Raw genomic sequence first — 24,207 nt, forward strand, 5'->3', positions numbered from 1 at the left:
ACACCTCGGTGGTGGCCGCCACGGCGGTGTTCACCAACGTCACCGACAAGCAGGGCGTCCCGCTGCACGTCACCGACCTGACCACCCTCGCCAAGGGCGACCCGACCGGCCAGGGCCTGTTCTTCCTGCTGGTCGCGCTGAGCATCGGCTCGTACGCGAGCGTGGCGGCGATCGGCGCCGCCGGAGCCGGGCTGAGCATGAAGATCCGGGCGCTCGTCGGCGTGGCGGTCTCGCTGGTGGTCAGCGTCATCGGCATCGTCACCGCCGGGCCGGTGTTCCACGTCGTCGACCACGACCTCGCCGCGATCTGGGCGCTGGGCTGGCTCTACTCGGCGGGGATCGTGCTGATCGGCATCGGCCTGCACAGCTTCCTGAAGCGGTGGACCACGCTGACGATGATGGTCCTGTTCGTGATGCTCAACTTCACCTCCTCGGGCGGCATCTTCCGGCCCGACCTGCAGAACGGCTTCTTCGGCGCCCTGCACGGCTTCTGGACCGGTGCCGGCTTCCTGGAGGGCGCGCGCAGCATCCTGTACTTCGACGGCGGCGCGGGCCTCGGCGGGCGCGTCGTGTCCCTGCTGGTCTGGCTGCTGCTGGGCGCGGCGGCGGTGGTCGCCGGGGCGGCGTACGAGGGCCGCGGGCGTCGTCCGGTCGAGCCGCCGGCAGAGGCCGAGGAGGAGATGGAGGAGGCGGTGGCGGTCTGACCGCACTCCTGGGAAAGGCTTCCACCCGGTGCCAGGGCATCGGCATCGGATGGAGGATTGGCGGCCCGCGCCCGGCTACGGACAAGCCGGACGCGGGCCGACGTGCGGGCCGACGTGCGGGCCGCGCTCAGACCGTTGCCCCGGGGCTTCCGGGGTCCGCGGCATCGGCGTGGGGTGCTCGGACCGCGGGTGGCACGGGTGGCACGGGTGGCACGGGTGGCACGGGTGGTACGGGGGTCGCCGGGGCGTCCAGCCAGGCGGTGAGCTCGGCGGTGTGCTCGCCGAGCCCGGGTGGGGGCAGCTGGTAGCGCGGAGGGGTGCGGGACAGGCCGATCGGGTTGGCGACCAGGTCCAGCGGGCGGCCGTCCGGGCCGGGCAACGGGGCGCGGGGGCTCAGGCCGAGGGAGTCGGCCAGGGCGAACGCCTCGGCCACGTCGTTGACCGGGCCGCAGGGCACGCCGAGCGGGGTGAGCACCGCGAACCACTCGGCGGCGGTGCGGCGTTCGAGCCGGGCGGTGAGCTCGCGGGCGAGCGCGGACACGTGCGCGACCCGGTCGGAGTTGGTGGCGAACCGCGGGTCGCCGGCCAGCTCGGGTGCGCCGACACCCCGGCAGAGGGCGGCGAACTGGCGGTCGTTGCCGACCGCGACGACGAGCGGGCGGTCGGCGGCGGTGAACACCTCGTACGGGGCGATCGAGGGGTGGCGGTTGCCGAGGATGCCGGGCACGGCTCCGGCCAGGGTGTACCCGGCGGACTGGTTGACCAGGCCGGAGAGCAGTGTGGACAGCAGGTTCAGCTCCACCAGCTGGCCCCGGCCGGTGCTCTCGCGATCGCGCAGCGCCGCCAGCACGCCGACCGCCGCGTGCAGCCCGGTGAGCACGTCCACCAACGCGACCCCGGCCTTCACCGGCTCGCCGGGCGCCGGGCCGGTCACCGACATCAGGCCGCCGACCGCCTGCACCAGCAGGTCGTAGCCGGGGAGTTCGGCTCCCTTGCCGGAGCCGAAGCCGGTGATCGAGCAGTAGACGAGCCGGGGGTTGAGGGTCTGCGCACGGGCGGGGCCGAGACCGTGGCGCGCCATCGTGCCGGGTCGGAAGTTCTCCACCAACACGTCGGCGCGGCGGACGAGTTCGACGGCGCGGGCGAGATCGGCCGGGTCGCGCAGGTCGAGGGTGAGGGAGCGCTTGTTGCGGTTGACGGAGAGGAAGTAGGTGGCCTCGCCCTGGGCGTGGGGCGGGCCCCAGGCGCGGGTGTCGTCGCCTGTGCCGGGTTGCTCGACCTTGATCACGTCGGCGCCGAGGTCGGCCAGCAGCATGGTGAGGTAGGGCGCGGCGAGGACGCGGCCGAAGTCGGCGACCAGGACGCCGTCGAGGGGGAGGCCGGTCATGCGACCGGTCCCCGGTCGACTGCTTCCCGTGCGGCTGCCGCGATCAGGAAGCTCCAGACCATCGGCGGGCCCGCGGTCTTGAGGGAGGAGGCGAAGAGCGTGTACACGCCGACGACGGGGGAGAGATAGGTGAAGCCGAGGGAGAAGTTCGCCCAGAGGCTCATGTCGCGTTTGAACTCGGAGGTGTAGCCGAGGGTGGCCAGCCGTTCGGCGTCCGCGTCGGGGGCACCGCCGGGAGGAGGGGAGGTGGTGGCACGTGCACTGGCATCGGTCATGACCTGCTCCTGGGAACGTGTCGTGATGCGTCGGGGGAGTGCGTGGGCGGAGTGCGTCGGGGGAATGCTGTTCGGCAGTGTTGTGCAGCAGTCGGGCAAGTGCTCTGCGGCAGTGCGGTGATCTGGGGCAGTGCGGAGTTCTGCGGCGGCGCGTGGGGCGAGCGGGCCCGCGTGCGGGCCGAGGCTGCGGAAAACATACGAGACTGGGTTTCTAGCGGCAAGGGTGCGCGCCGACCGGCGGTACCCTGCCGGAAGCACCCGGCCGGGCGGTGAACCGGCGGCGGCGATCGAGGAGGGGGCACGGCATGGCGACCATCGGCAGTGCGACCCCGCTGCTCAGCGCCGTGCTCGCGCCGCTCACCGACCTCGGACGCGCCGACGCGGTGGCCCGCCGGATCACCGAGGCGATCGCCCTCGGCCTGGTCGCCGACGGGGACCAACTGCCCAGCGAGAACGACCTGTCCGACCAGCTCGGCGTCGCCAACGGCACCGTCCGGGAAGCGCTCGCGCTGCTCCGCGAGGCCGGCCTGATCGAGACCCGGCGCGGCCGCAACGGCGGCAGCTTCATCCGCACCCCCGTCGAGGGCTCCCAGCCCCTCCAACTCGCCAGGCTGCGGGACATCGCCACGGTGGACCTGCGTGACCTCGGGGACGAGGAGCTGGCCGTGTTCGGCACCGCCGCCCGGCTCGCCGCCGAACGCGCCCCCGCCGACCTCGGCCCCCGGCTCACCCGCCTGGTGCACGAGCTGCGCGACGCTGCCGGGCCCGCCGAGCAGCGCCGCGCCGACGCCCGCTTCCACATCGAACTCACCGTCGCCGCGCAGTCGGTGCGCCTCACCCAGCTCGCCGTCCGGCTGCAGGCCGAACTCGGCCCGCTGCTCTGGCTGCCCGCCCCGTACGGCGCCGACCAGGAGCGCCTCGCCGAGCAGCACCGGGAGATCCTGGTCGCCGTCCTGGCCGGCGACGCGGTCGGCGCCCGCGCCGCCGCCGAGGCGCACGTCGTCGGGTGCGTGCACCACCTGGTCCGGGGGCACCTGGAGTTGGCGGACGACAGCTGACCGGGCGTCGTGCCGTCGTACCCGGAACCCCACCCGCCCGCCGGAGCCGTCATGGCCAGCACGTTCACCCTGCCTGCCACCGCCGAGTGTGACACTCATTTGTCAAGGTATTCGTTGTTCCGCTCCCGCTACCTGCCCCGGCCGCTCTCCCGACGCGTCGGCGGTTCGGTGAAGCAGCAGTCCCCGCAGAGCCCGGCGCCCGGCCCGACCCGGTAGTAGAGGCAGCAGCTGTTCCGTCGGAACGCCGTGCCGCGCGGGCCCGTGCGCAGCGTGCCCGCCCCCGCCAGCGGCGGGCGGCCCAGCAACTCCGCGACCAACGCCCCTGCGGCGCCCGGCGCATGGGCGTCCAGTACCCGCAGCGTGCCGGCCAGCGCGGAAGCGGCGTTGCCGAGCAGCAGGCGTGGGGAGAGCGGCGCGGCGGCCCGGACGGCTGCCGCCAGCGGCTCCAACTGGCCCACCAGCACGGCGGCGTGGAGCCGGTCGGCGAGCGTTCCGGCGGCCGGCCGGGCGGGCTCCGGTGGCGTCCACAGGTCGAGCGGGCCCTGGTCGGGGATCCGTACCCAGGCGTGCTCCAGCGTCGGGACCGTTCCCAGCAGGACGGCCGAACCGAGACCCACCGACCAGAACCGGGCGGCCAGCCCCAGGTGCAGGATCGAGGCGGCGACCCGGGGTTCGTGGGTGCCGAGGCGCTGCGCCACCACCCGCAGGCGCCCGGCCAGCGGTGCGTCCGGGCCGGTGCCGTACAGCTCGGGAAGCGGGCGGAAGCCCTCGGGCGGCACCCCGTCGGAGGAGGTGTCCAGGGCGAAGTACGGGCCGACGGCGGCGAGTCGGCCGTAGTCGGGGGTCGGCGATCCGGGCATGGGGGCACGTGGGTCGGGCGCGGGGTTCAACGGCCCTCCCCTGTGGGGTCGTTGAACCCCGCGCCGGCTTCGGATGGCCCGGGTGCGGTCGGGCGGTCGGGCGACATCGGGGCCTCCAGGGGGTCCGGGTGCTCGGGGCGGCAGCGACCGGGCGGCAGCGACCGGGCGACGGCGTACGGCCCGTTCGGACCCCCAAGGGCCCGTTCGGACCCCCAAGGCCCCGTTCGGATCCGGAGGGCCTGGAGATCCCGTGGGCCCAGGAAGGCCAGGAAGGCCCTGGTCGGGCGGGTGTCAGCCGCGCACGGTGAAGTCGCCGGCGGTCGTGCGGATGAACGGTACCGTGCCCTGGCAGTCCGCGACCGGCTGGCCCAGCGCGGCCCAGACCCAGCCGAGCCGGTCCCCGTGGCGGCCGTTGTCCTCCACCGAGACCGAGACCTTCCGGCCGACCACCTCCAGGCCCGGGAACCACGGCGCCTCGCCCTTGGTGATCACGCCGGTGGCGATCGCCTCCCGTCCGCCGACGCCCAGGCAGGTGATGTCCCCCTCGAAGTCGGCGACCAGCCGGCCGTCGTTGTGCACGTGACGGACGTGGAAGTGGCCGCGGGTGGTGCCGGGGTCCGTGTTGCCGGCGGCGCGGGCGTCGACCGAGATCCGGACCGGGTCGCCCGCGAACTCGCCGAACGCGGAGGTGAGGACGGTGTCCCCGGTGCCGCGCAAGCTCACCGCCCCCGCCCCCGCCGCGGCCCCGGCGTCGCCCGCGCTCGCGGCCGGCTCCGCGGCGGAGGCCGGCACGGCGGTGGCCACCGTCGCGACCAGCAGGAGGATCGAGGCCGCAGCGGTGGCGAGGCGACGGTTCATGACGGTTGGTTCTCCTTCGGGACGGTTGCTCCGGCGACAACGAGTCTGCTGCAGCCGGCCCGGCCGCACCTCACGCTGCGGAGGGGAGTTCGACGGTGCGCCCCTCCCTCCCGGGGATGAGGCCCGCCTCCCCCGGGAGAGCGGCCCGTAGGCTCGGCCGGGTGCGCACCGAATCCCTGCCTCACCCCGCCCGGCCGCGCCAGCTCCGGCGCCCGCTCGCCGTCGTCGCCGCCCTGGTCCTGACGGCGCCCGTCGTGCTCGCCCACGCGGGCGAGCGCGGCGCGGCCGTGCTGCCGGCCCTGACGGCCGCGCTCGCCGCAGTGGTGGCGCTGCTGTCGTGGCCCGCGGGGCGGGTCGCGCTCGCGCCGGCCGCCGCGGCGGTGGCCGGTGCCTCGCTGCTGCTCGACCTGCTCTACTCGGGCCCGTACCGGCTGCCCGCGTTCTGGCTGCCCTTCGAGTGGACTGCGCTGCTCGGGCTGCTGTTCCGGGCCGTGCGCCGGCTGCCCGACCGGTGGGCGGGGCCGGTCGGCGGTCTGGTCGGGCTCGCGGCCGTCGTGCTGCCGCTGCGGTTCGCCCTCCGGACGCCCCAGGGCGGTGCGGCCGGCCCGGTGGTCGGTGTGCTGTTGTCCCTGTTGCCGGCGCTCGGGGTCGCGGGGGCGGCGCTCTACCTGCGCGTCCTGGACGCCCGCCGGGAGCGGGCCGTCGCCCGGGCCCGGCGCGAGCAGCGGCTCGAAGTGGCCCGGGGGCTGCACGACTTCGTCGCCCACGAGATCACCGGCATCGTGCTGGAGGCCCAGGCCGGTCAACTCCCGGGCCAGGAGCCGGCGGAGACCGCCGCGCTGCTGCGCCGTCTGGAGGAGGCCGGGCTGCGGGCGTTGGACTCGATGGACGAGATGGTGGGAGCCCTGCGCGAAACGCAGAGCGGCGGCCCGGACGGTCGGGGCGAGTGGGACGGACAGGGCGAGCGGGACGGGCGGAGCGAACCGGACGGGCCGGGCCGGGAGGACGGGCGGAGCGAGCAGGCCGCCGGGGCGACCACGCGCCGCCTGGGCCTGGCCGACCTCCCCGAACTGGTCGCCCGCTTCGGCGCTACGGGCGGCGGCCTGCGCGCCGACGCCGAACTGGCCCCCGGCGCCGCCGACCTGCTCCCCGCCGAGACCCAGGCGACCGCCTACGCCGTCGTCCTGGAGGCCCTCACCAACATCCGCCGCCACGCCCCGCAGGCCACCGAGGTCGCCGTCCGGGCGGCCCCCGGCCCGGACGGCACCGTCCGGGTGACCGTCACCGACAACGGCGGTCCCGCCCGCAAGCCGCTGCTGCGCCGCCGCCCCGGCTCGGGCGGGACCGGACTGGCCGGCCTCACCGCCCGCACCGCCGCGCACGGCGGCTCGCTGAGCGCGGGCCCGGTCGAGCCCGCGGGCTGGCGGGTCACCTGCACCCTGCCGGGGCGGTAGCGCGGGCCGGGGAGTCCTCCGAGGAGGCCGGCCTCCCGAGGGCGGCGCCCGGCCGAGCCCCCCGGCAGGGGCCGCCCGCGGTGCGTGCCGGGCGGGTCGGCCGGTCAGCGGCCCCGGCCGCCGCCGCGGGCCCCGCGCGGGCGGGTCAGGGTGAAGCGGTCGACGGGGACGAGGTCGCCGTACGGGCCGCTGACGGAGTAGTAGGTGACGTCGATGGTGGTCTGCCCGCCGCGGTCACCCGGGTGGACGTCGAAGGACGCGAAGCCGTACGGGTTGTCGGCGTCGCGGAAGGCGGACCACGGGGCGTCCTCGATCACGTACACCGGCGGGCGCTTGCCGGTGGCCGGGTCGACGGCGCCGACGCCGGTGATGACACGGGCCTTCGGGGGGTCGAAGAAGAGCTGGTTCGACGGGGCCGACGTGCCGCCGCCGCCGATCACCATGTGGACGGTGCCCTTGGTGGTGTCGATGGTCTGCGTGCCGGTGGCGACCGGGATCGGCGTGCGGGTGTCGGTCGGCTGCTGGCCGCGGATCGGGTGCGAGCGCTCGTAGTGGTGCTCGTGGCCGCAGACCACCAGGTCCACGCCGTACCTGTCGAACAGCGGCACCCAGGCCTCGCGGATGCCGAGGTCGGCGCCGTTGAACTTGTCGGCGGTGGAGATCACCACCTGGTGCATGCAGACCACGATCCAGTCGATCTCCGGGTCCGCGTTCGCCGCCGCCAACTCCCGCTCCAGCCAGCGCTGCTGGGCGCCGCCGGAGTAGCCGTGGACGTAGGAGTTGCCGCCGTCCTGGTAGGCCACGTCGTCGTTGTTGAGGCTGATGACGCGCACCGAGCCGGCGGTGAACGAGTACCACAGGCCGTGCAGTTCCTCGTCCGAGCCGGAGTTCGGCAGGTCGAAGTAGGCCTGGTAGGCGCCGTAGCCGATCGGGCCGTTGCCCTTCTCGTTCTCGTGGTTGCCGGCCGCGGGCATCCAGGGGCGGTGGCGGGCGGAGCGGGTGTTGTTCTCGAACCAGTCGGACCAGGTGCGGATCCGGTCGGTGGCGATGTTCGCGTAGCAGAGGTCGCCGTTGAGCAGGTGGAACAGCGGGGCGATCCGTTCGACCCCGGCGGTGGTGTCACCGGCGGCGGGGCTGCCGAGGTTGTCGTTGGCGTAGCCGTTGGCGGTCTTCTTGCCGAGGGTGGGGGTGCCCTGGTCGCCGAAGCTGGTGAAGGTGAAGGCGGACCGGCCGCGCGGGGCGGTGCGGACGGTGCCGAGCTCGGGGGTGGCGCGTCGTGGACGGCGGCGTAGACGTAGTCGGTGTCGGGGTGCAGGCCGGTCAGCCGGGCGTGGTGCGCCTGGACCTCGGTCCCGGAGGCGGCGTCCCGGTAGGTGCGGGTCGCGGCCTGCACGGTGCGGCCGAATCCTCCGTTCGAAGTCCCGTACATCACCCGGGGATTGGCGACGGACCTGGTGGTGTGCCAGGACACCACCACCTCGCGCGAGGCGTCCGAGCCGAACTGGAGGTGCAGACCGGCCACCCGCGGGGCACCGGAGCGCCCGGGCCGCTGCCACAGCAGCGGCGAGTCGGCGGAGGCGGCCGGGGCAGCGGCGGCGGGGGTGGCGGCGAGGCCGGAGAGGGACACGGCACCGCCGAGGCCGAGGCCCGAGGCGCCGGCCAGGAGTCCGCGCCGGCTGACGGGGAGACGTCCACTGGAAGCGTTCATCATGGCGGTCAGCTCACCGCACGGAGGTGAACCGCGCCGGGGCCGACGCGTGAACTTTCCCGTCGGCCGGTCCGGGGCGGGGCTCGTGGCAGACTGCTGGGCGTGACGCGTGCGAACGGTGAGAGCCCGCGGGTGATCCGCACCCTGATCGCGGACGACCAGGAGGCCGTGCGGCGCGGCGTGCGGCGCCTCCTGGACGCCCAGCCGGACATCGAGGTGGTGGGGGAGGCCGCGGACGGGCTGGCCGCGCTGGAGCTGGCGGCCGAACTGCGGCCGGACGTCGCGCTGGTGGACATCCGGATGCCGCGGATGGACGGGCTGGAGCTGACCCGGCGGCTGGCCGGGCCGGGGGTGGCGCAGCCGGTGCGGGTGGTGGTGCTGACCACCTTCGACCTGGACGAGTACGTCTACCCGGCGCTGCAGCACGGGGCTTCGGGGTTCCTGCTGAAGCGTTCCGGCCCGTCGCTGCTGGCCGAGGCGGTGCGGGCGGCGGCCGACGGGGAGAGCCTGATCAGCCCGTCGGTCACGGTCCGGCTGCTGCAGCACGTGACGGCGCCGCGCCGGCCGGAGCCTCGGGGGAGGGCCCGGGGGCCCGCGGCCGTGGTGCCGTTGACCGAGCGGGAGGTGGAGATCGCCGGGCAGGTCGCGGCGGGCCGCACCAACGCGGACATCGCCGCGGAACTGTTCATCTCGCCGGGCACGGTGAAGACCCACGTCGCGAGCATCCAGCGCAAGCTCGGCGTGGCGAACCGGGTCGGGATCGCCGTGCACGCCTGGGAGATGGGCTACGCCGTACCGGACCGGCCGTAGCGGACCGACCGTAGTGGACCGGGCGCCCGCCGGTGCGGGTGGGTGCCGGTACGGATGTCCGTACCGGTGCCGGACCGGTGGCCCGTTCGGACAGTGGCGAGGGGGACATGGACAGCGCGTCCACGGAACCGAGGGGATTGTTCCGTGGACGCGCGCGGAACCCACGAGGTGGGGGTGGCCTCCGGACGTCACGTCCTCCGGCCGGTAGTTCGATCGTCGACCGAGGTAGAACCAGCGGCAGACCCTGATCCGTCTCGATCTGTCGCCACTGCCTCCTGCGGTCGAACTTCCTTCAGCTACCTCGCAGGTCCATCTCCCATCATGCGCCTCGCACGCCGCGTGCACCAGGGGTGAACGGCATGAATTCGGGCAATTTTCGCAAGTCGATCACCGGCAGGTCGATCACGCGGCGATCCGTCGGTCGTCGGGCGATCCGTCGGCCACCGGGGCGATCCGGCGGTCATCCGGGTGGAACTGTCGGTCGCCGGAGGTGGGTTCAGGGCCGCGGCCACCCGTCCACGAAGCTCAGCGTCCGGTGGTACGGCCCGTCGGGCCCGGTGCTCCGGTAGTCCTCCGTGCTGCTGCCGGTGCGCACGGTGCGGTCGCCGTCGTGGCGCTGGGCGGTCGGGCGCAGGGTGTGGTCGACGGTGGCGCGCTCGGTGACGTGGCCGCCGGTCGCCGTGGTGGCCTCGCGGTGGTAGCCGAGGTCCATCGCGGTGGTCTGGTCGGTGTTGCCCGCCGTGTCGTGGCTCACCTTGTAGGTGACGTCCAGCGGTTCGCCCTCGTGGACGGTGGTGGTGCGCTGCGGCCCGCCGCCCCGGGTCGAGGTGGTGCGGGTGAGGTCGGTGTCGTTGTGCAGCGTCACGTCGTTGCCGCTGTCGCGCAGTTGCTGGCCGGAGCGGAAGGACAGGTCGTCGCGGACCTCGGTGGTGATCCGGCCGTGCGAGGTCTGCACCCAGCCCCGGGCGAGGTCGTGCCGGGCGGCGGTGACGGCCCAGTCGCCGCTGCCGCCGCCGTGGTCGGCGAGCGCGGTGCCGACGGCGGCTTCCGGGGCGACCCGGTAGTCGGTGAGCTGCCCGCTGGTGCGGGCGGCGCCGTGGTCGACCTCGGCGAAGAGGTTCACCTGTCCGGTCCAGACGTCGTTGCTCTGCGCCTCGGCCGCGTTCAGCGTGACGCCGACGGTGTGCGGTCGGCCGTCGAGCAACAGGCCCACGTACGGGGTGAGGTCGAGCCGGTAGGCGGGCAGGTCGAACGCGAAGACGCCGGGGACGGGCCGCCAGAGCAGCGGGTCCCAGCCGCCGGTGTAGATCACCGGGTACGGCCAGACCGCTCCGGCCACCCGCCCGTCCACGGTGAGCCGCAGTTCGCGGAACGGGCCCTTGCCGCAGAGGCCGAGGCCCGGGTTGGCGGCGACGAAGGCGTCCGGTGCGGAGGCGTACGCGAACTCCTCGCAGGCGCCGCCGCCCCGGGTGTAGACCTCGGCGGTGAGGCGCTCCAGGTTCTGCGGGAAGGCGAGTTCGCGCTCGGCGGCGGGGGCGGCCTGGGTGAGCGCGAACGGTCCGGTGGTGAGCAGCCGGTCGGCGCCGCGGGCGGCCGGCCAGTGGCTGCTCGCGGTGTAGTAGGTCAGGGTCGCGCTGATCGTGAAGACACCGGTGTAGGTGGCGTCGGTGACGTTGGCGAGGTCGAAGGAGAACTCCTGCGGCCCGGCGGCGAACAGTGGGGCGTACCGGGTGACGTCGTGCTCGACGTTCCACTCGATGCCGTCCTTGGACGGCTCCGGGGTGGAGGAGAGCATCACCTGGACGCCGCCGACGCGGACGCTGAACATCCGGTCGAACTGCCGTCCCGCGACCTGTCCGTGGAGGTCCAGCACCACCGCCGACCACGGGCCCGCGCAGTCGGCGGGCGGGGTGAGGGTGGCGGTGTACGGCGTGTCGGGCGGGTTGCCGTAGCCGTTGCGGAACTCGCGCTGGTGCATCGCCTCGACGGTGCAGGAGCGGGTGTCGGGCCGGGTGAGGGGCTTGGTGGCGGTGACCGGGTCGTGGTAGTCGGTGCCGAAGTCGGCGTGGGCGGGGCCGGCGGCGGTGAGGGTGCCGGCGAGGGAGAGCACGGCGGCACCGAGTAAGCCGGCGGCGCGGCGGAGCAGCGGGCGCAGGGCCAAGGCGGGTCCCCGGGGTCGGGCGGCCCGTAGCGCTGCCGCGGGCCGGAGGGATGATCCGGCATCCTTCCGGCGGTGGCATGCCAGCGTCAAGGGCGGCGGACGGGGTAGGGCCAAGGGTGGTGGACGGGGTAGTGCCCGTCCACACGCTGACAACCGCGTTGCCCCGCCGCAGTGGCATCTCACAGAGAGTGCGCATCATGACCGGACTTCCGCCCAGCACCCCCGCCGTCCACGTCGCCGAGGAGGTCGTGCGGGCCCTCGCCGACGGCCGGCCCGTGGTCGCCCTGGAATCGACCATCTTCACGCACGGCCTGCCGCGCCCCCGCAACCTGGCCGTCGCCCTCGAGGCGGAGCAGCAACTGCGGGAGGCGGGCGTCGTGCCGGCGACCGTCGGGGTACACGCCGGGGTGCCGACGGTCGGTCTGAGCACCGGGCAGATCACCGAACTCTCCGCCACCGACGGCCTGGACAAGGTCAGCCTGCGCGACCTCCCGGTGGTCGCCGCGCTCGGCCGGCACGGCGGTACCACCGTCGCCGCCACCGCCTTCCTCGCCCACCGCGCGGGCATCCGGGTCTTCTCCACCGGCGGCCTCGGCGGCGTCCACTTCGGTGCCTCCGAGAGCTTCGACGAGTCGGCCGACCTGACCACCCTGGCCGCCACCCCGGTCACCGTGATCAGCGCCGGTGTGAAGTCGATCCTCGACATCCGGGCCACCCTGGAGCGCTTCGAGACCCTCAACATCCCGGTCCTCGGCTACCGCACCCGCAAGTACCCCGGCTTCTACGTCACCGACTCCGGCCACGAGATCAACTTCAGCGTCGAAACGCCCGAGGAGGCCGCGAAGGTCATCGACGCCCGCGACCGGCTCGACCTGCCGCAGGCCGTCCTGATCGCCAACCCGGTCGACCCGGCCAAGCAGCTGCCGCCGGAAGAGCTGGACGGCATCCTGGCCCGCGCCCGAGCCGAGGCCGATCGCCTGGGCATCACCGGCAACGCCTCCACCCCCTTCCTGCTGGACCACATCCAGCGCGACACCGGCGGCCGCAGCCTGGAGGTCAACGTCGAGGTGTACCGGGGCAACGTCAGGCTCGGCGGCGAGATCGCCACCGCCCTGGCCGCCTCGGCTGCCTCGGCTGCTTCGGCGGAGTCGGCGAAGTCGCCCGCTCCGGCTGCGCAGAGCGGGGCCTGAGCCGTGCTGGGGGTGCTCGGTGACCTCGTCGAGGACGTCGTGGTCTGGGTCGACGGCCCGCTGCGGCACGGCACCGACTCCGGCGCCCGGGTCTTCCGACGGCGCGGCGGCAGCGCGGCCAACGTCGCCCGCTTTGCCGCCGGGCAGTACCCGGCGCGCTTCCTCGGCTGCGTCGGCGAGGACGCGGTCGGCGACGCCGTGGTCGCCGAACTGCGCGGTCACGGCGTCGACGTCCGGGTGTCCCGGCGCGGCCGGACCGGCAGCATCGTGGTGCTGATCGACCGGGACGGCGAGCGGACCATGCTGCCCGACCGGGGCGCCGCCACCTTGCTGGAGCGCGTTCCGGACGAGTGGCTGGCCGGTCTGACCCACCTGCACGTGCCGGCCTACTCCTTCGACGGAGAGCCGGTCGCCGCCACGGCGGTGGACGCCCTCGCACGGGTGCGGCAGGCGGGCGGCACCACCTCGGTGGACGCCTCCTCGACCGGCATGCTGGAGCGGTTCGGACGGGAGCGGTTCCTCGCCCTGCTGGCCGGGTTGGCGCCCACCTTCGTGTTCGCCGACCGCTCGGAGTCCACCTTCCTGGGCCTGCTGGTGGGGGGCCTGCCCGGGCCCGAGCGGTCCCGGCTGGCGGCGACCACGGTGGTCACCAAGGCGGGCGCCGAGCCGACCACCGTCGACGTGCCCGGCGAGGGGCTGTTCACGGTGCCGGTACCGCCGGTCGCGGAGGTGCGCGACCTCACCGGCGCCGGGGACGCCTTCGCGGCGGGATTCCTGGCCGGGTTCCTCGAGACCGGGGACCTGCGGCACGCGGCCGGGCTCGGGCACCGCAGCGCGGCCCGGGTACTGGCGTCGCCGGGGGCCTCCTGCGGCGAGGGGTGACGGTCCGGCGGCGGCGCGGGACGCCCTGTGCGCTCAGCGCAGGGCGTCCTTGCGCAGGAAGCGCTTCAGCTTCTGCCACGTCCAGGTGTTGACCACGTCCTCGGCGGTGAGCCAGCCGCGCTGCGCCGTGCCGATGCCGAACCGCGGGTAGGCCAGGTGCGGGGTGGCGTGGGCGTCGCTGTCGATGCTGAACCGGACGCCGTGGCGCCTGGCCCGCAGGATGTCCTCGTCCCGCAGGTCGAGCCGCTGCGGGGAGCTGTTGATCTCGATCGCGGTGCCGGTACGAGCGGCGGCCTCGAACACCGCGTCCAGGTCGACGTCGATGGGGCCGCGGCTGCCGATCCGTCGGGTGGTGAGGTGGCCGATGACGTGCACGTACGGGTTCTCGCAGGCGCGGACCAGCCGTCGGGTCTGGGCGGCGCGGTCGAGGGTGAAGTGCGAGTGCACGGAGGCCACGCAGACGTCGAAGCCGGCCAGGAACTCGGCTGGCCAGTCCACCCCGCCGTCCGGGTCGATGTTCAGCTCGGTGCCGTGCAGCAGCCTCAACTTCTTGTGCCGGTCGGCCAGTCGGCGCACCTGCTCGCGCTGGGCGAGCATCTTCTCGTCGGTCATCCGCTGCATGACCAGGTTCGGCGCGTGGTCGGTGACGGCGAAGTAGGAGTAGCCGCGGGCGGCGGCGGTGTCGATCATCTCCTCCAGGGTGGCCAGCCCGTCGGTCAGGTCGGTGTGCGTGTGCAGGTCGCCGCGCAGGTCGGACTCCTGGACCAGGTCGGGGAGTTCACCGTTCAGGGCGGCCTCGATCTCGCCCCGGTCCTCGCGCAGCGTCGGTGCGATCCACGGCAGGCCGAGCGCCGCGTACACCTCGTCCTCGGTCTCCGAGACCACCTTGGCGCCGCCGTCCACCTCGAACAGCCCGTACTCGGAGAGCTTCAGTCCGGCCCGTACGGCCATCGTGCGCAGCTTGATGTTGTGCGCCTTCGAGCCGGTGAAGTAGACCAGCGCCGCACCCCAGTCCTCCTCCGGGACGACCCGCAGGTCCACCTGCACGCCCCGGGTGGTGCGCACCGAGGTCTTGGTCGTGCCGCTCCCGATCACCTCGGCCACGTACGGGAGTTCGGTGAGCGCGGCCATCAGCGGGGCGGAGTCCTCGGCGGTCGCGAGCACATCGATGTCGCCCACCGTCTCGCGCATCCGGCGCAGTGAGCCCGCGTACGCGCAGCGGGTGCAGCCGGGGACGGCGGAGAGCGCGGCGACGAGCTGCTCGGCCAGCTCGGTGGCGGTGTCGAGCAGGGTCCGGCCGCCGGACTGCCGCATCAGCTCGATGCCGTGCAGGATCTTCTCGCCGCTGCGGTCGCCGAAGCCGGCCAGGTCGGACAGCTTGTCGGCGCGGACCGCCTCGGCGAGTTCGTCCACCGAGGCGATGCCGAGGTCGCGGTAGAGCGCCAGGGCGCGTTTCGGGCCGACGCTGGGGACGGCCATCATCTCCCGCACCCCGGCCGGGATCTCGGCGCGCAGGGCCTCCAGGGCGGTGATCCTGCCCGAGTCGAGGTACTCGGCGATCTTCTCGGCGGTGGACTTGCCGACGCCCGGGATCTGCTGCAGACCCTTGACGTCCAGGCCCGCGAGGTCCTCCGGGTGGCCGCCGACCGCGCGGGCGGCCTTCTCGTAGGCGCGGGCCCGGAAGGCGTCCCCGCCGGTGATGTTGATCAGGTCGGCGTACTCCTGGAGCAGCTCCCTGACCTGGTCGTTGAGCCGGGGCATGGGGCAAGTCTAGGTTCGGCGGGGCGGGTTCGCCGGGTGTGGGGCGTCGCCCCGGGGCGGTCCGGGGGCGTTGCGGGGGCGTTGCGGGCGCGCCGGGGCGGGTGGTCCGGGCACGCCGTCAGTCGGACGCGACGGTCAGCAGCAGGACGACGGTCAGTCCGCCGCCCGGGGTGGACTCGACCGCGAGCCGGCCGCCCGCCGCGAGCACCAGGCTGTGCAGGGCCGGTCCCACCGGGCCGCCGGAGCGCACGCCCGCGAGCAGCCAGTCGCGCGCCTCGGGCGGCTCGTGGGTGCCGCGGTCCGAGATCCGGATCTCCACCCGGCCGCGTCCGCCACCGCCGTCCCGGGCGCCGGACCGGTCGCGGTCCCGGCTGCGGTCGCGGGTTCGGTCCCAGCTGTGGTCCCGGTCCCAGCTGTGGTCCCGGTCCCAGCTGTGGTTCCGGTTGCGGTCCCGGGCCGAGGCCGTCGGGCCGGGACGGCGTCCGCCGCCCGCCACCTCGGCGCGGACCAGCACCCGGCCGCCCGGCGGGCTGCGCCGGATCGCGTGGTCGACCAGCCCGGCGAGGGCCGCCTCCAGGCGTCGGGCGTCCCCGGCCACCACCGGCAGCCCCGGTGCGACCCGCACGGTGACGGCCGCCGAGCGTCCGCCGCCGCGCATCACCCGGCGGACCACGTCGGCCACCTGGACGTGCCGCGCCATCGGCTCGCAGCCGGTCTGCCGGCCGGTCCACCGCAGCCGCTCCAGTTCCACGCGGGTGAGCGCCCTGGGCGCGGCCATGGTGCCGGACTGGAACGGCCCGGGGCCCTCCTCGGGCTCGACGGCGACCGAGCCGCCCGTGCGTCCGGTGCCGCTCCTGCGTCCGGTGCCGCCCGCGCCGCCGAACGCGGCGAGCGCCCGGGCCCCCGACGCGACGTAGCCCCAGAGCCTCCCGTGTGTCATCGCCCTGCCCCTCGTGCCTCACCGGCGGCCGTCATCGGTTCCGCGGCCGGCCGGGGCGGGCCGCTTCCCCGGCCCTCCTGCCAGCCTGCGCCCCGCCCGCCCGGGTGACAATCCCGCCCCGGGACGCGAACCCGGCCCGCGCCCCCGCCGAGCGGCCGGTGGTGCACCCGCCGAGCGGCGGGGCGCTCCACGCTGACCAGGCCCTTCCGGGAGCCGTGGGGAGGCGCGGGGAGGCGCGGAAACGGAGGGAAACCGAGGGAAGCGGAGGCAAGCGCGGGCAAGCGCGGGCAAGCGCGGGAACCGCAAAGAGTTCTTCGCAGAAAACCCTTTGCAAAGGATCCTTTGTGGTTTTAGGCTCCTGCCATGACCGAAGACCGCGGCTGGAAGCACAGCGACGACCCGCACATCGCCATCACCGCCAAGGGCATGAAGGCGATGGCGCACCCGGTGCGCATGCAGCTGGTCGGGCTGCTGCGCAAGCACGGCCCGTCCACGGCGACGAGGCTCGCCGCCCAGCTGGGGCTCAACTCCGGGGCCACCAGCTACCACCTGCGCCAGCTCGCCGCCGCGGGCTTCGTCGAGGAGGACCAGGAGCGCGGCAACGCCCGTGAGCGCTGGTGGCGTTCGGCCCACCGGCTCACGGTGTGGACGGGGGACGACATGGCGGACGAGGAGCCCGACACGGCCGTCGGCTTCCTGCGGTCCGTCCTGGCCGCGCACAGCCTTGCCGGCCAGCGCACGCTGGACGCCTTCGAGACCATGCCGCGCGAGTGGCGCCGGGTGACGGACCTCAGCGACCTGATCCTGCAGCTCACGCCCGCCGAGGCCGAGCAGCTGACCGGCGAGCTGTCCGAGGTGATCGGGCGCTACCGCCGGATCGACGCCGCAGGGCCCGCGCCGGAGGGCACCGAGCAGGTCTCCGTGATCGTCCACGTCCTGCCGGATCCGAGCAGCACCGCCACCGAGGGGGAATCAGCATGACCGCCAGCGTCGCCGTCGGCACCGCCGCCACCGTCGATCCGCCCGCACGCAGCTTCCGGCCGCTGGCCGGGGTGCTGACCGCCACGGCCGTCTCCGTGACCGGCACCCGCGTCTCGGCCATCGCCCTGCCCTGGTTCGTCCTGGCCACCACCGGCAGCGCCACCATGACGGGCCTGGCCGCCTTCGCCGAGATGGCGCCGTACGTGCTGGTCAAGGCGCTGACGGGGCCGGTGGTCGACCGGCTCGGGCCGCGGGTGGTGTCCTGGACGACGGACGCGGTGAGCGCCACCGCGGCCGGGCTGGTCCCGCTGCTGCACGCGCAGGGGCTGCTCCCGTTCTGGGTGCTGCTGGTGATGGTCGCGGTGATCGGCGCGATGCGCGGTCCGGGGGACTTGGCCAAGTCGGTCATGGTCCCGGAGGCGGCCGACCGCGCCCGGGTGCCGATGGAGCGCGCCACCGGGCTGTCCGGTGTCACCGAGCGGCTGGCCTCCACGATCGGGCCGGCGGTGGGCGGCGGGCTGGTCGCGCTGATGGGCCCGCTGGCCGGGCTGGCGGTCAACGCGGCCACGTTCGCCCTCGGGTCCCTGATCATCGCCCTCGCGCTGCCGCGCGGCATGGGGCGCCCGGCCGTGCCCGGTACGGCCGCTGCGCCGTCCGGGCCGTCCGAGTCGTCCGAGTCGTCCGAGTCGGCGGGGGACGGGGCGCAGGGCGCCGGCTACTGGCGGATGTTCCGCGAGGGCTTCGCCTTCCTGCGGTCCGAGCCGCTGCTGCTCGCGGTGATCGTGTTGGTCGGCATCACCAACCTGCTCGATGCCGGCTTCATCACCGTCCTCGTCCCGATCTGGGCGCAGGAGTCCAGCAACGGCCCGGCCGCTATCGGCCTGTCCGCCGGTGTCATGGGCGCCACGGCCGTCGTCGGCAGCCTGATCGCGGCGGCCGTCGCCTCCCGCCTGCCCCGTCGGACGGTCTTCTTCGTCGGCTTCCTGCTGTGCGGCGCGCCCCGGTTCGTGGTGCTCGCCCTCGGCGCGCCGCTGTGGGTGGTGCTCACGGTCTTCGCGATCGGCGGTTTCGGCTCCGGCTTCCTCAACCCGATCCTCGGCGCCGTGCTCTTCGAGCGGGTGCCCCGCCACCTGCTCGGCCGTGTCCACGCCCTCGGCGACTCCCTCGCCTGGGCCGGGATCCCCCTCGGCGGTCTCGTCGCCGGTGCGGCGGTCGCGCTGGTCGGCCTGATACCCAGCCTGCTCGCGGCCGGCGCCCTCTACTTCGCCGCCACGACGCTGGCCGGACTGCGGCCCGAGTGGCGGGAGATGGACGACCTCCGAGGCCGTGCGGCGGGCTCGGACGGCGAGGCCGTCGGGAGCGAGCAGGCGGCGGACGCCACGCGGGAGCCGGCTCCGGCGCACTCGTAGGCGCCGTTCGCGGGGCTGATCAGCGGGTGGTTCAGCGGGTGGTTCAGCGGGCGGTTCAGCGGATCGGTCGGGCGATCCGATCGGCGCCCTCCGCGACTGGTGAGTGGCCCGCCCACCGGAGCAACAGGAGGCTCGCCAGGGCGGCGAGGGCGCACCAGGTGGAGATGAAGGCGAGCCGCCAGAACAGGACGCAGGCGAGGGCGCCCACAGCAGTGACGAGACCGAGGCGGCGCAGCAGCCGGTCGCCGCTCACGAGGAGGGAACCGACCGTGGCCACGAGATAGCCGGTCAGGAGGACGGCCGGGTGCGGGATGCCGACGGAGTAGCCGAGGGTGTGGCCGTGCGCGGTGGCCGTCACCGGGTGGGAGGCGACGGCAGCGGCGAGTGGGACGGCGACGGCCGCGCCCAGGAGGGTGAGCGCCGCGAGCACCCGCCGACGCGGCCCGGTGGTCGCGCACCACACGCCCGCCGGGACGAGCACGGGCAACAGCGGGAGCGCGATCACTGCCCAGGCGGTCCGGGCCGCTCCGGCGAGGGCCGCGGGCAGCCCATCGTCCGTACCGAGCCAGACCATGGCCTCGACCAGCTGGTGCAGACCCAGCACCAGCGGGAGCGCGGCGAGCGGTAACCGCTCCGGGTGGCCCGTCCGACGGGCGCGGACCAGGCACGCCACCCCGACGGCCGCGACCACCCCACCGGCCACGGCGTCCGCCTGCGCGCTCCAGCACATCGGGACCTCTAGCCGGACTTCTCCGGGCCGCCGTCGGGTCCGCCGTCGGGTCCGCGGTCGGGCCTGCCGTCCGGTTCGCCGTCGGATCCGGTGTCGCCCCCGGACCGGCCTTCGGCACCGTCCGCCGACCGGTTCGTGGAACGCTCGTCCGAGACGTTCCCCGAGACGTTCCCCGAGCCGTTCCCCGAGTCGTTCCCTGAACCGTTCCCCGCTCCGGCCTCCGATTCGTCCTCCGGGGCCGCGCCGATGTCTTCCAGGGTGTCGCGGACGGTACCGGGCATCGCCGGGTGGCGGCCGATCACGATCACCCCGGTCACGATGGCGAGCATCCCGGCCGACTGCCAGGCCAGCGCACTCGGAGTGACCCGCAGTCGGTCGCCGAGGAAGCCGACCGCGCAGGCGATCCCGGCCAGCGGCTGGGCGGCGGTGAGCGCCGGCAGCGACATCCGCAGCGGCGCGGCCTCGAAGGCGCTCTGCACCAGCAGCAGGCCGACCACGCCCGCGACGACCACCGCGTACGGCTGCCAGCTGCGCAGCACGGCCGACAGCCCCTCGTGGTCGAGGCGTTGGGTGGTGGTCCGGGTGAGCGCGTCCTGGAGGCCGTAGAGCAGTCCGGCGGCGAGCGCCAGCAGCGTCGCCTCCTCGAACAGCGGCAGTCGCCGGGCCATGGACACCAACAGCACGACCAGCCCGACCACCGTGCCGGCCACCAGCCAGTGCCGCAGCTCCCCGGCGGGCGCCCCACCGCCCGTCGGTTTCCCGGCCACGATGAAGGCCGTCACCCCGAGACCGAGCAGCAACACCCCGGCCCAGCCCGAGCGGCCCAGGGTCTGACGGGTCAGCACCCGGGCGAGCGCCATGGCGAACAGCAGATTGGTGGCGAGCAGCGGTTCGACCAGGGAGACCTCGCCCTGGTTGAGCGCGAGCGCGGAGAGGATCAGCCCGCTGACCATGAATCCGGTGCCGAGCAGCCATTCGCGCATCCGCATAAGGTCGAGCAGCAGCCGCCACCGCAGGAGGTCGGCACGGGGTGCCCGCTGCGCCGCGTGCTGCTGGAGGACGAAGCCGAGACCCAGACAACAGGCCGCGCTGAGGGCGAGAAGGAAGACCGCCACGGAGGGACCACCAGGTTGTCGCTGCCCGCGCCGCGCCGACGGGTCCGGGGTGGGTACGCGGTCGCGGCCCGCTCCCGTCAGCGTACCGCCGGGGCGGCGGCCGGGCCGATCGGACACGACACGCGAGTGCCGCGTCGAGCGCCCGCCCGGGCCCGTGCGGCCGGGCGGGCGGTGCCACGGTGCGTGCCCGTGCAGCCGCGCCCCGGTACCGTCCGCCGCGCTTGCCGCTACGGGCGGGGCAGGCGCACGCTGGTGTGAGCGGCCGCCACGGGTCACCGTCCGTGCCGGTCAGGACAGGCGCGACGGGGGTCGGCGCCAGGAGGTGTGGCATGCACAACCAGTGGGACGTGGAGCTGACATTCGACGAGGACGGCGTGCACACGGCGTGCGACGCCAGGCTGACGGGCGCGCGGGCGCCGGGCCTGAGCGCGCACGGCGAGGCTATGAAGAGCGCCGACGACCGTCCGCTCGCCCGGATCGGCGAGGAGGTCGCGGCCTCCCGCGCCCTGGAGGAACTGTCCCGCAAGCTGCGGGCGCAGGCCACCGGGGAGATCGACGACGAAGGGCACCGTCCGGGGTACCTGATCTACTGACGGCGGCTACTGGCGGCGGCTTCCGGCGGCGGTCACGGCCCGGGCGGCGCGGTCGTACGGTCCACGGCCGTTGCCGCCCGGAGCTGCCCACCGGGGTCTGCCAACGCGGTCTGCCCACCCGGGTCTGCCCACCCGGGTCTGCCTACCAGGTCGGGAACGGGGTGCGGCAGAGCCGGTCCGCCGCAGAGCGGAGGGTCTCCTCCCAGGCCCGGTAGGCCTCCGGCTGCTCGGCCGCGATGCGTTCGACGTGGTACTCGTAGCCTGCGGCGTCCACGAAGTCGCGTTCGGCCGCGGTCCGGCCCGCGTGGAGGCGCCGCCAGACCTCGGCCGTCACCTCCGTCGGCGTCATCGCACCGGCCACCAGCCGGTCCCATGTCCGGCATTCTGCGGCACCGGACCGCGCTCGAGCCCGGCGATGCCCCCGGCGAAGCGCCCGCCCCGGCCGCCGAGCCGATCGACGGCTGGCACGGCCCAAGCGGTCGTGACGCACGGTCAAGGGGCCCACGCCGGAGCCCGCTCGGTGAGGTGCAGGCTGCCGGGGCCGCCGGCGACCGGGGTTCAGGCCCTGGGTCCGTCCGCGAACTCCCGCTGCGGGCCGACGTGCTCCCGGCCTGGCGGCTGGTAGGTGCTCCCGGAGGCGGATGTCGTGGTGGTGCGATGGGTCGCCGATGGCCTCCGACTTGCGGTGCGCGCACCCACCGCCGCCCGCCCGCCCTCGGAGCGGTCGACGGGGTTTCGGATACGGACCCGGAACCGACGGCGCAACCGGTCCTGGGCAGCGAGCGGTCGGCGCTCCCGCTGCGGCGGGCCCCGGTGGGGGCTGGTCGTCAGTGCCTGCTGAGGAACCGGACGAGGCGTTGGTTGATCTCGGGGGCGGCGGCCATCGGCAGGTTGTGGTGGGTGGCGTCCGGGAGGACGGCGACCTCTGCCGACGGGAGGGTGCGGCGGGCGGTCTCGGCGACGCGGGCCGAGTGGTGGGTGCGGCTCCGCGCGGCGAGGAGGGTGAGGACGGGGGTGGTGAGGGTGCCGAGTCGGGCGGGGGTGGGGCGGGTGCCGGTGACGACGCGGGAGGCGGGGAAGTCGGCGTAGCCGAGGGCGTAGACCTCGCGCCAGTCGGGGTCGAGGTGGGTGCCGCCGCCGGTTTCCCAGTCGAGGAAGGCGCGGGCGCGGTCCGGGGTGCGGCCGGGGAGGAAGAGGGGGAGTGCGTGCAGCAGGTAGCCGGGGCGGAAGCCGGCGAAGCAGAGGTTGGGGTCGAGCAGGGCGAGCCGGCCGACCCGGGCCGGGGCGTGCAGCGCGTACTCCAGGGCGATCCAGCCGCCGTACGAGTGGCCGCAGAGGTCGGCCTCGGGGACGTCGAGTCGGTCGAGCACGGCGTCCAGCCAGCCGAGGAGTCCGGGGACGCCGTCGAGCGCGGCGCCGTCGTGGATGCTGCGCCCGGGGTCGCCGATGAGGTCGACCGCGAGGACGCGGTGTCCGGCTTCGGTCAGGGCGGCGGCGTTGGCGAACCACATGGTGGAGGTGGCGCCGCCGCCGTGGAGGAGGACGAGCGGTCGTCCGTCCCGGGGGCCGCAGGCGTTGATCCGTGTGGTGCCGTGGTCGGTGCGGACGGTGAGGGCCTCGACCGGGGTGGGCCAGCGGGCCAGCAGGGTGTCGTAGGCGGCGAGGAAGGTGGCGGTGCGGGCGGACATGACGGGCCTCCGCAGGTGTGGTGTGATGGCGTGCGGAACCACTCGCTCGGCAAGTATCTTGCCCAGCGAGTGTCTCGTTCAGCAACTATCTCGCTGATCGAGAGAATAGTGACACGGGCGTGCCCGAGGGAGGACGACAGGGTGTCCGAAGTCGAGGAGCCGATGCGGCTGGTCCACCTGCTGCGCGGTCTGACGGTCGAACTCGACCTGTTTGGGGCCGAGTTCGCATCCCGTAACGGTCTGCATCCGACCGATCTGCGGGCGCTGATCCATCTGCTGGACGCCTCCCGGGCCGGGGAGGTGGTCACCCCGGGCAGGCTCGGTGAGGCGTTGCACCTGAACTCGGCCGGGACGACCGGTCTGGTGGACCGGCTGGAGCGGCTCGGGCTGATCCGCCGCGAGCGCGACCCGCAGGACCGACGCAGGGTGCGACTGCTGGTGGAGGAGCGGGCGATGGAGCTGGGGCAGGGCTTCTTCGGCGGGTTGATCGGCGATCTGCTCGCCGAGATGCGGCGGTTCGACCCGGCGGAGCTGGCCACGGCCCGGCGTTTCCTGGAGGCCATGACCGGGGTGGTCACCGCCGCCCGTCAGGACGGGCGGGAGGAGGCGGCGGGGCCTACGCCGGCCCGAGGGTCCAGCTGATCACCGACAGGGTCGCCATCGACGCCAGCGTCGACCAGAGCACCGCGTCCCGGGCGAGCACCGTGCCCTGGCCGTACTCGCGGGCGTAGGTGTACACGTTCTGCGCGGTCGGCAGTGCGGAGAACAGGACGACGGTGAGGAGTTGGTGGGCGGGCAGGTGGAGCAGCGGGCCGGCCACGACCAGTGCGACGAGCGGTTGGACCAGGGTCTTGATCGCGACGGTCAGCCCGACCTCGGCGCGCCGGGAACGGCCGTCGGCCGGCGGGCGGTTGTGCAGCGAGATGCCGAGGGCTATCAGGGCGGTCGGCACGCCGGCGCCGCCCAGCAGTTCGCAGGAACGATTCAGCTCGGCGGGCAGGTGCACCCCGGTCGCCGACACCACGGCGCCGAGCGCGGTGGCGAGCAGGATCGGGTTGCGCACGGGCAGGGTCAGCAGGGCCCGGCGGCCGGCCGAGCCGCCGTCCAGCACGGCGAGGACGGCGGGGGTGACCAGCAGGATCTGGAACAGCACCACGGGCGCCACGAAGGAGGCGTCGCCGACGACCTGCATGGTCACCGGGATGCCCAGGTTGGCGGAGTTGACGTACCCGGAGGCCATCGCGCCGATGGCCAGTTCGCCGGGCTTGCGCCGGAAGAGCAGGTGCCCGGCGAGCAGTCCGAGGCCGGTCGCGACGGCGGTGCCGGCGGCGAAGGCGAGCATCGACGGGTTGGCGAAGCGCCCCAGCGGGGTGCGGGCGATCATCAGGAAGAGCGCGGCCGGCATCGCCACGTGGAAGACGAACCGGTTGAGCACCGCCTCGGCGTGCGGTCCGAGCAGGCCGGTCCGGCCGACGAGGTAACCGACCGCGGTGAGCGCCCAGATCGGGGCGAAGCCGGACAGCAGCGGATGCAGGGATGGCATGGTTCCTCGGATCGCTCGGACGTGTCTGCCGGGTGCGGCGGGGGTCGCCCGCCGGGGGCGTCGACGCGCGAGCCGGTGGACCCCCTGAGCCGCTGAAACC

21 protein-coding genes and 3 pseudogenes are annotated in these 24,207 nt (G+C 74.6%); 10 read left to right on the top strand and 14 right to left on the bottom strand.

The window, feature by feature from the left end; all coding sequences use genetic code 11:
* Positions 1–704, top strand: a pseudogene (locus ABTY56_RS23110) (hypothetical protein); the annotation flags it as partial.
* Positions 705–831: 127 nt separating this feature from the next.
* On the opposite strand, the gene ABTY56_RS23115 reads toward ABTY56_RS23110, so the two are convergent.
* The gene (locus ABTY56_RS23115) at positions 832–2,091 is read right to left on the bottom strand and encodes a CaiB/BaiF CoA transferase family protein (protein ID WP_350630886.1); all 1,260 of its coding nucleotides are present in this window, start codon (positions 2,089–2,091) and stop codon (positions 832–834) included.
* Positions 2,088–2,366 (bottom strand): hypothetical protein, encoded by a 279-nt coding sequence (locus tag ABTY56_RS23120; protein ID WP_502893170.1) that lies wholly within the window; start codon positions 2,364–2,366, stop codon positions 2,088–2,090. The genes ABTY56_RS23115 and ABTY56_RS23120 overlap by 4 nt, the downstream gene beginning before the upstream one ends.
* A gap of 305 nt (positions 2,367–2,671) precedes the next feature.
* Between ABTY56_RS23120 and ABTY56_RS23125 the strand changes: the two genes are divergently transcribed.
* Entirely contained in the window at positions 2,672–3,424 is a 753-nt protein-coding gene (locus tag ABTY56_RS23125) for a FadR/GntR family transcriptional regulator (RefSeq protein WP_350630887.1), read from the top strand.
* A gap of 128 nt (positions 3,425–3,552) precedes the next feature.
* Here the strand turns inward: ABTY56_RS23125 and ABTY56_RS23130 are convergent, their stop codons facing one another.
* Together ABTY56_RS23130 and ABTY56_RS23135 are read right to left on the bottom strand one after the other, a co-directional pair.
* Entirely contained in the window at positions 3,553–4,284 is a 732-nt protein-coding gene (locus ABTY56_RS23130; protein WP_350630888.1) for a (2Fe-2S)-binding protein, read from the bottom strand.
* 291 nt (positions 4,285–4,575) lie between these two features.
* A complete protein-coding gene (locus ABTY56_RS23135) occupies positions 4,576–5,142 on the bottom strand; it encodes a hypothetical protein (RefSeq protein WP_350630889.1) in 567 nt (188 codons plus the stop codon).
* Between the two features lie 161 nt (positions 5,143–5,303).
* Here ABTY56_RS23135 and ABTY56_RS23140 point away from each other — a divergent pair, with 161 nt between their 5' ends.
* Positions 5,304–6,596, top strand: a complete 1,293-nt coding sequence (locus ABTY56_RS23140) for an ATP-binding protein (RefSeq protein WP_350630890.1) — start codon at positions 5,304–5,306, stop codon at positions 6,594–6,596.
* Positions 6,597–6,700: 104 nt separating this feature from the next.
* On the opposite strand, the gene ABTY56_RS23145 is transcribed toward ABTY56_RS23140, so the two are convergent.
* Both ABTY56_RS23145 and ABTY56_RS23150 read right to left on the bottom strand, forming a co-directional pair.
* Positions 6,701–8,002, bottom strand: coding sequence for a metallophosphoesterase (locus ABTY56_RS23145; protein WP_350630953.1), 1,302 nt, complete (start codon positions 8,000–8,002; stop codon positions 6,701–6,703).
* Positions 7,927–8,307, bottom strand: a pseudogene (locus ABTY56_RS23150) (fibronectin type III domain-containing protein); the annotation flags it as partial. The pseudogene ABTY56_RS23150 and the gene ABTY56_RS23145, both read right to left, overlap by 76 nt.
* Before the next feature lie 99 nt (positions 8,308–8,406).
* Here ABTY56_RS23150 and ABTY56_RS23155 point away from each other — a divergent pair.
* Complete coding sequence (locus tag ABTY56_RS23155) at positions 8,407–9,114, top strand: response regulator (RefSeq protein WP_350630891.1); 708 nt, start codon at positions 8,407–8,409, stop codon at positions 9,112–9,114.
* A gap of 496 nt (positions 9,115–9,610) precedes the next feature.
* Here ABTY56_RS23155 and ABTY56_RS23160 read toward each other — a convergent pair whose 3' ends face one another.
* Complete coding sequence (locus ABTY56_RS23160; RefSeq protein ID WP_350630892.1) at positions 9,611–11,275, bottom strand: peptide-N4-asparagine amidase; 1,665 nt, start codon at positions 11,273–11,275, stop codon at positions 9,611–9,613.
* Positions 11,276–11,472: 197 nt separating this feature from the next.
* Between ABTY56_RS23160 and ABTY56_RS23165 the strand changes: the two genes are divergently transcribed.
* Positions 11,473–12,465: a pseudouridine-5'-phosphate glycosidase gene (locus ABTY56_RS23165; RefSeq protein WP_350630893.1), complete on the top strand. Its 993-nt coding sequence runs from the start codon at positions 11,473–11,475 to the stop codon at positions 12,463–12,465.
* Between the two features lie 3 nt (positions 12,466–12,468).
* Positions 12,469–13,347: a carbohydrate kinase family protein gene (locus ABTY56_RS23170; RefSeq protein WP_350630894.1), complete on the top strand. Its 879-nt coding sequence runs from the start codon at positions 12,469–12,471 to the stop codon at positions 13,345–13,347.
* A gap of 33 nt (positions 13,348–13,380) precedes the next feature.
* On the opposite strand, the gene polX is transcribed toward ABTY56_RS23170, so the two are convergent.
* Both polX and ABTY56_RS23180 read right to left on the bottom strand, forming a co-directional pair.
* Positions 13,381–15,108 carry a DNA polymerase/3'-5' exonuclease PolX gene (gene polX / locus ABTY56_RS23175; RefSeq protein ID WP_350630895.1) on the bottom strand — a complete coding sequence of 576 codons (1,728 nt, stop codon included), beginning with the start codon at positions 15,106–15,108 and terminating at the stop codon, positions 13,381–13,383.
* Positions 15,109–15,226: 118 nt separating this feature from the next.
* On the bottom strand, positions 15,227–16,048 hold the full coding sequence (locus tag ABTY56_RS23180) for a histidine kinase (RefSeq protein ID WP_350630896.1): 822 nt from the start codon (positions 16,046–16,048) through the stop codon (positions 15,227–15,229).
* Positions 16,049–16,411: 363 nt separating this feature from the next.
* Between ABTY56_RS23180 and ABTY56_RS23185 the strand changes: the two genes are divergently transcribed.
* Both ABTY56_RS23185 and ABTY56_RS23190 read left to right on the top strand, forming a co-directional pair.
* Positions 16,412–17,029 carry an ArsR/SmtB family transcription factor gene (locus tag ABTY56_RS23185; RefSeq protein ID WP_350630897.1) on the top strand — a complete coding sequence of 206 codons (618 nt, stop codon included), beginning with the start codon at positions 16,412–16,414 and terminating at the stop codon, positions 17,027–17,029.
* Positions 17,026–18,438, top strand: a complete 1,413-nt coding sequence (locus tag ABTY56_RS23190) for an MFS transporter (protein ID WP_350630898.1) — start codon at positions 17,026–17,028, stop codon at positions 18,436–18,438. The genes ABTY56_RS23185 and ABTY56_RS23190 overlap by 4 nt, the downstream gene beginning before the upstream one ends.
* A 55-nt stretch (positions 18,439–18,493) precedes the next feature.
* Here ABTY56_RS23190 and ABTY56_RS23195 read toward each other — a convergent pair whose 3' ends face one another.
* Positions 18,494–19,168 (bottom strand): DUF6629 family protein, encoded by a 675-nt coding sequence (locus tag ABTY56_RS23195; RefSeq protein ID WP_350630899.1) that lies wholly within the window; start codon positions 19,166–19,168, stop codon positions 18,494–18,496.
* Between the two features lie 272 nt (positions 19,169–19,440).
* Positions 19,441–20,283, bottom strand: a pseudogene (locus tag ABTY56_RS23200) (DMT family transporter); the annotation flags it as partial.
* Between the two features lie 329 nt (positions 20,284–20,612).
* Between ABTY56_RS23200 and ABTY56_RS23205 the strand changes: the two are divergent.
* Positions 20,613–20,876 (top strand): dsRBD fold-containing protein, encoded by a 264-nt coding sequence (locus ABTY56_RS23205; RefSeq protein ID WP_350630900.1) that lies wholly within the window; start codon positions 20,613–20,615, stop codon positions 20,874–20,876.
* Between the two features lie 142 nt (positions 20,877–21,018).
* Here the strand turns inward: ABTY56_RS23205 and ABTY56_RS23210 are convergent, their stop codons facing one another.
* Positions 21,019–21,225: a hypothetical protein gene (locus ABTY56_RS23210; protein WP_350630901.1), complete on the bottom strand. Its 207-nt coding sequence runs from the start codon at positions 21,223–21,225 to the stop codon at positions 21,019–21,021.
* Between the two features lie 478 nt (positions 21,226–21,703).
* The gene (locus ABTY56_RS23215) at positions 21,704–22,564 is read right to left on the bottom strand and encodes an alpha/beta fold hydrolase (protein WP_350630902.1); all 861 of its coding nucleotides are present in this window, start codon (positions 22,562–22,564) and stop codon (positions 21,704–21,706) included.
* Positions 22,565–22,726: 162 nt separating this feature from the next.
* On the opposite strand from ABTY56_RS23215, the gene ABTY56_RS23220 reads away from it, so the two are divergent.
* Positions 22,727–23,206 carry a MarR family winged helix-turn-helix transcriptional regulator gene (locus tag ABTY56_RS23220; RefSeq protein WP_350630954.1) on the top strand — a complete coding sequence of 160 codons (480 nt, stop codon included), beginning with the start codon at positions 22,727–22,729 and terminating at the stop codon, positions 23,204–23,206.
* Here the strand turns inward: ABTY56_RS23220 and ABTY56_RS23225 are convergent.
* Complete coding sequence (locus ABTY56_RS23225) at positions 23,181–24,107, bottom strand: AEC family transporter (protein WP_350630903.1); 927 nt, start codon at positions 24,105–24,107, stop codon at positions 23,181–23,183. The genes ABTY56_RS23220 and ABTY56_RS23225 overlap by 26 nt on opposite strands.
* Positions 24,108–24,207: the final 100 nt, after the last annotated feature.

This window comes from Kitasatospora sp. NPDC097691 (assembly GCF_040302665.1).
GTDB lineage: Bacteria > Actinomycetota > Actinomycetes > Streptomycetales > Streptomycetaceae > Kitasatospora.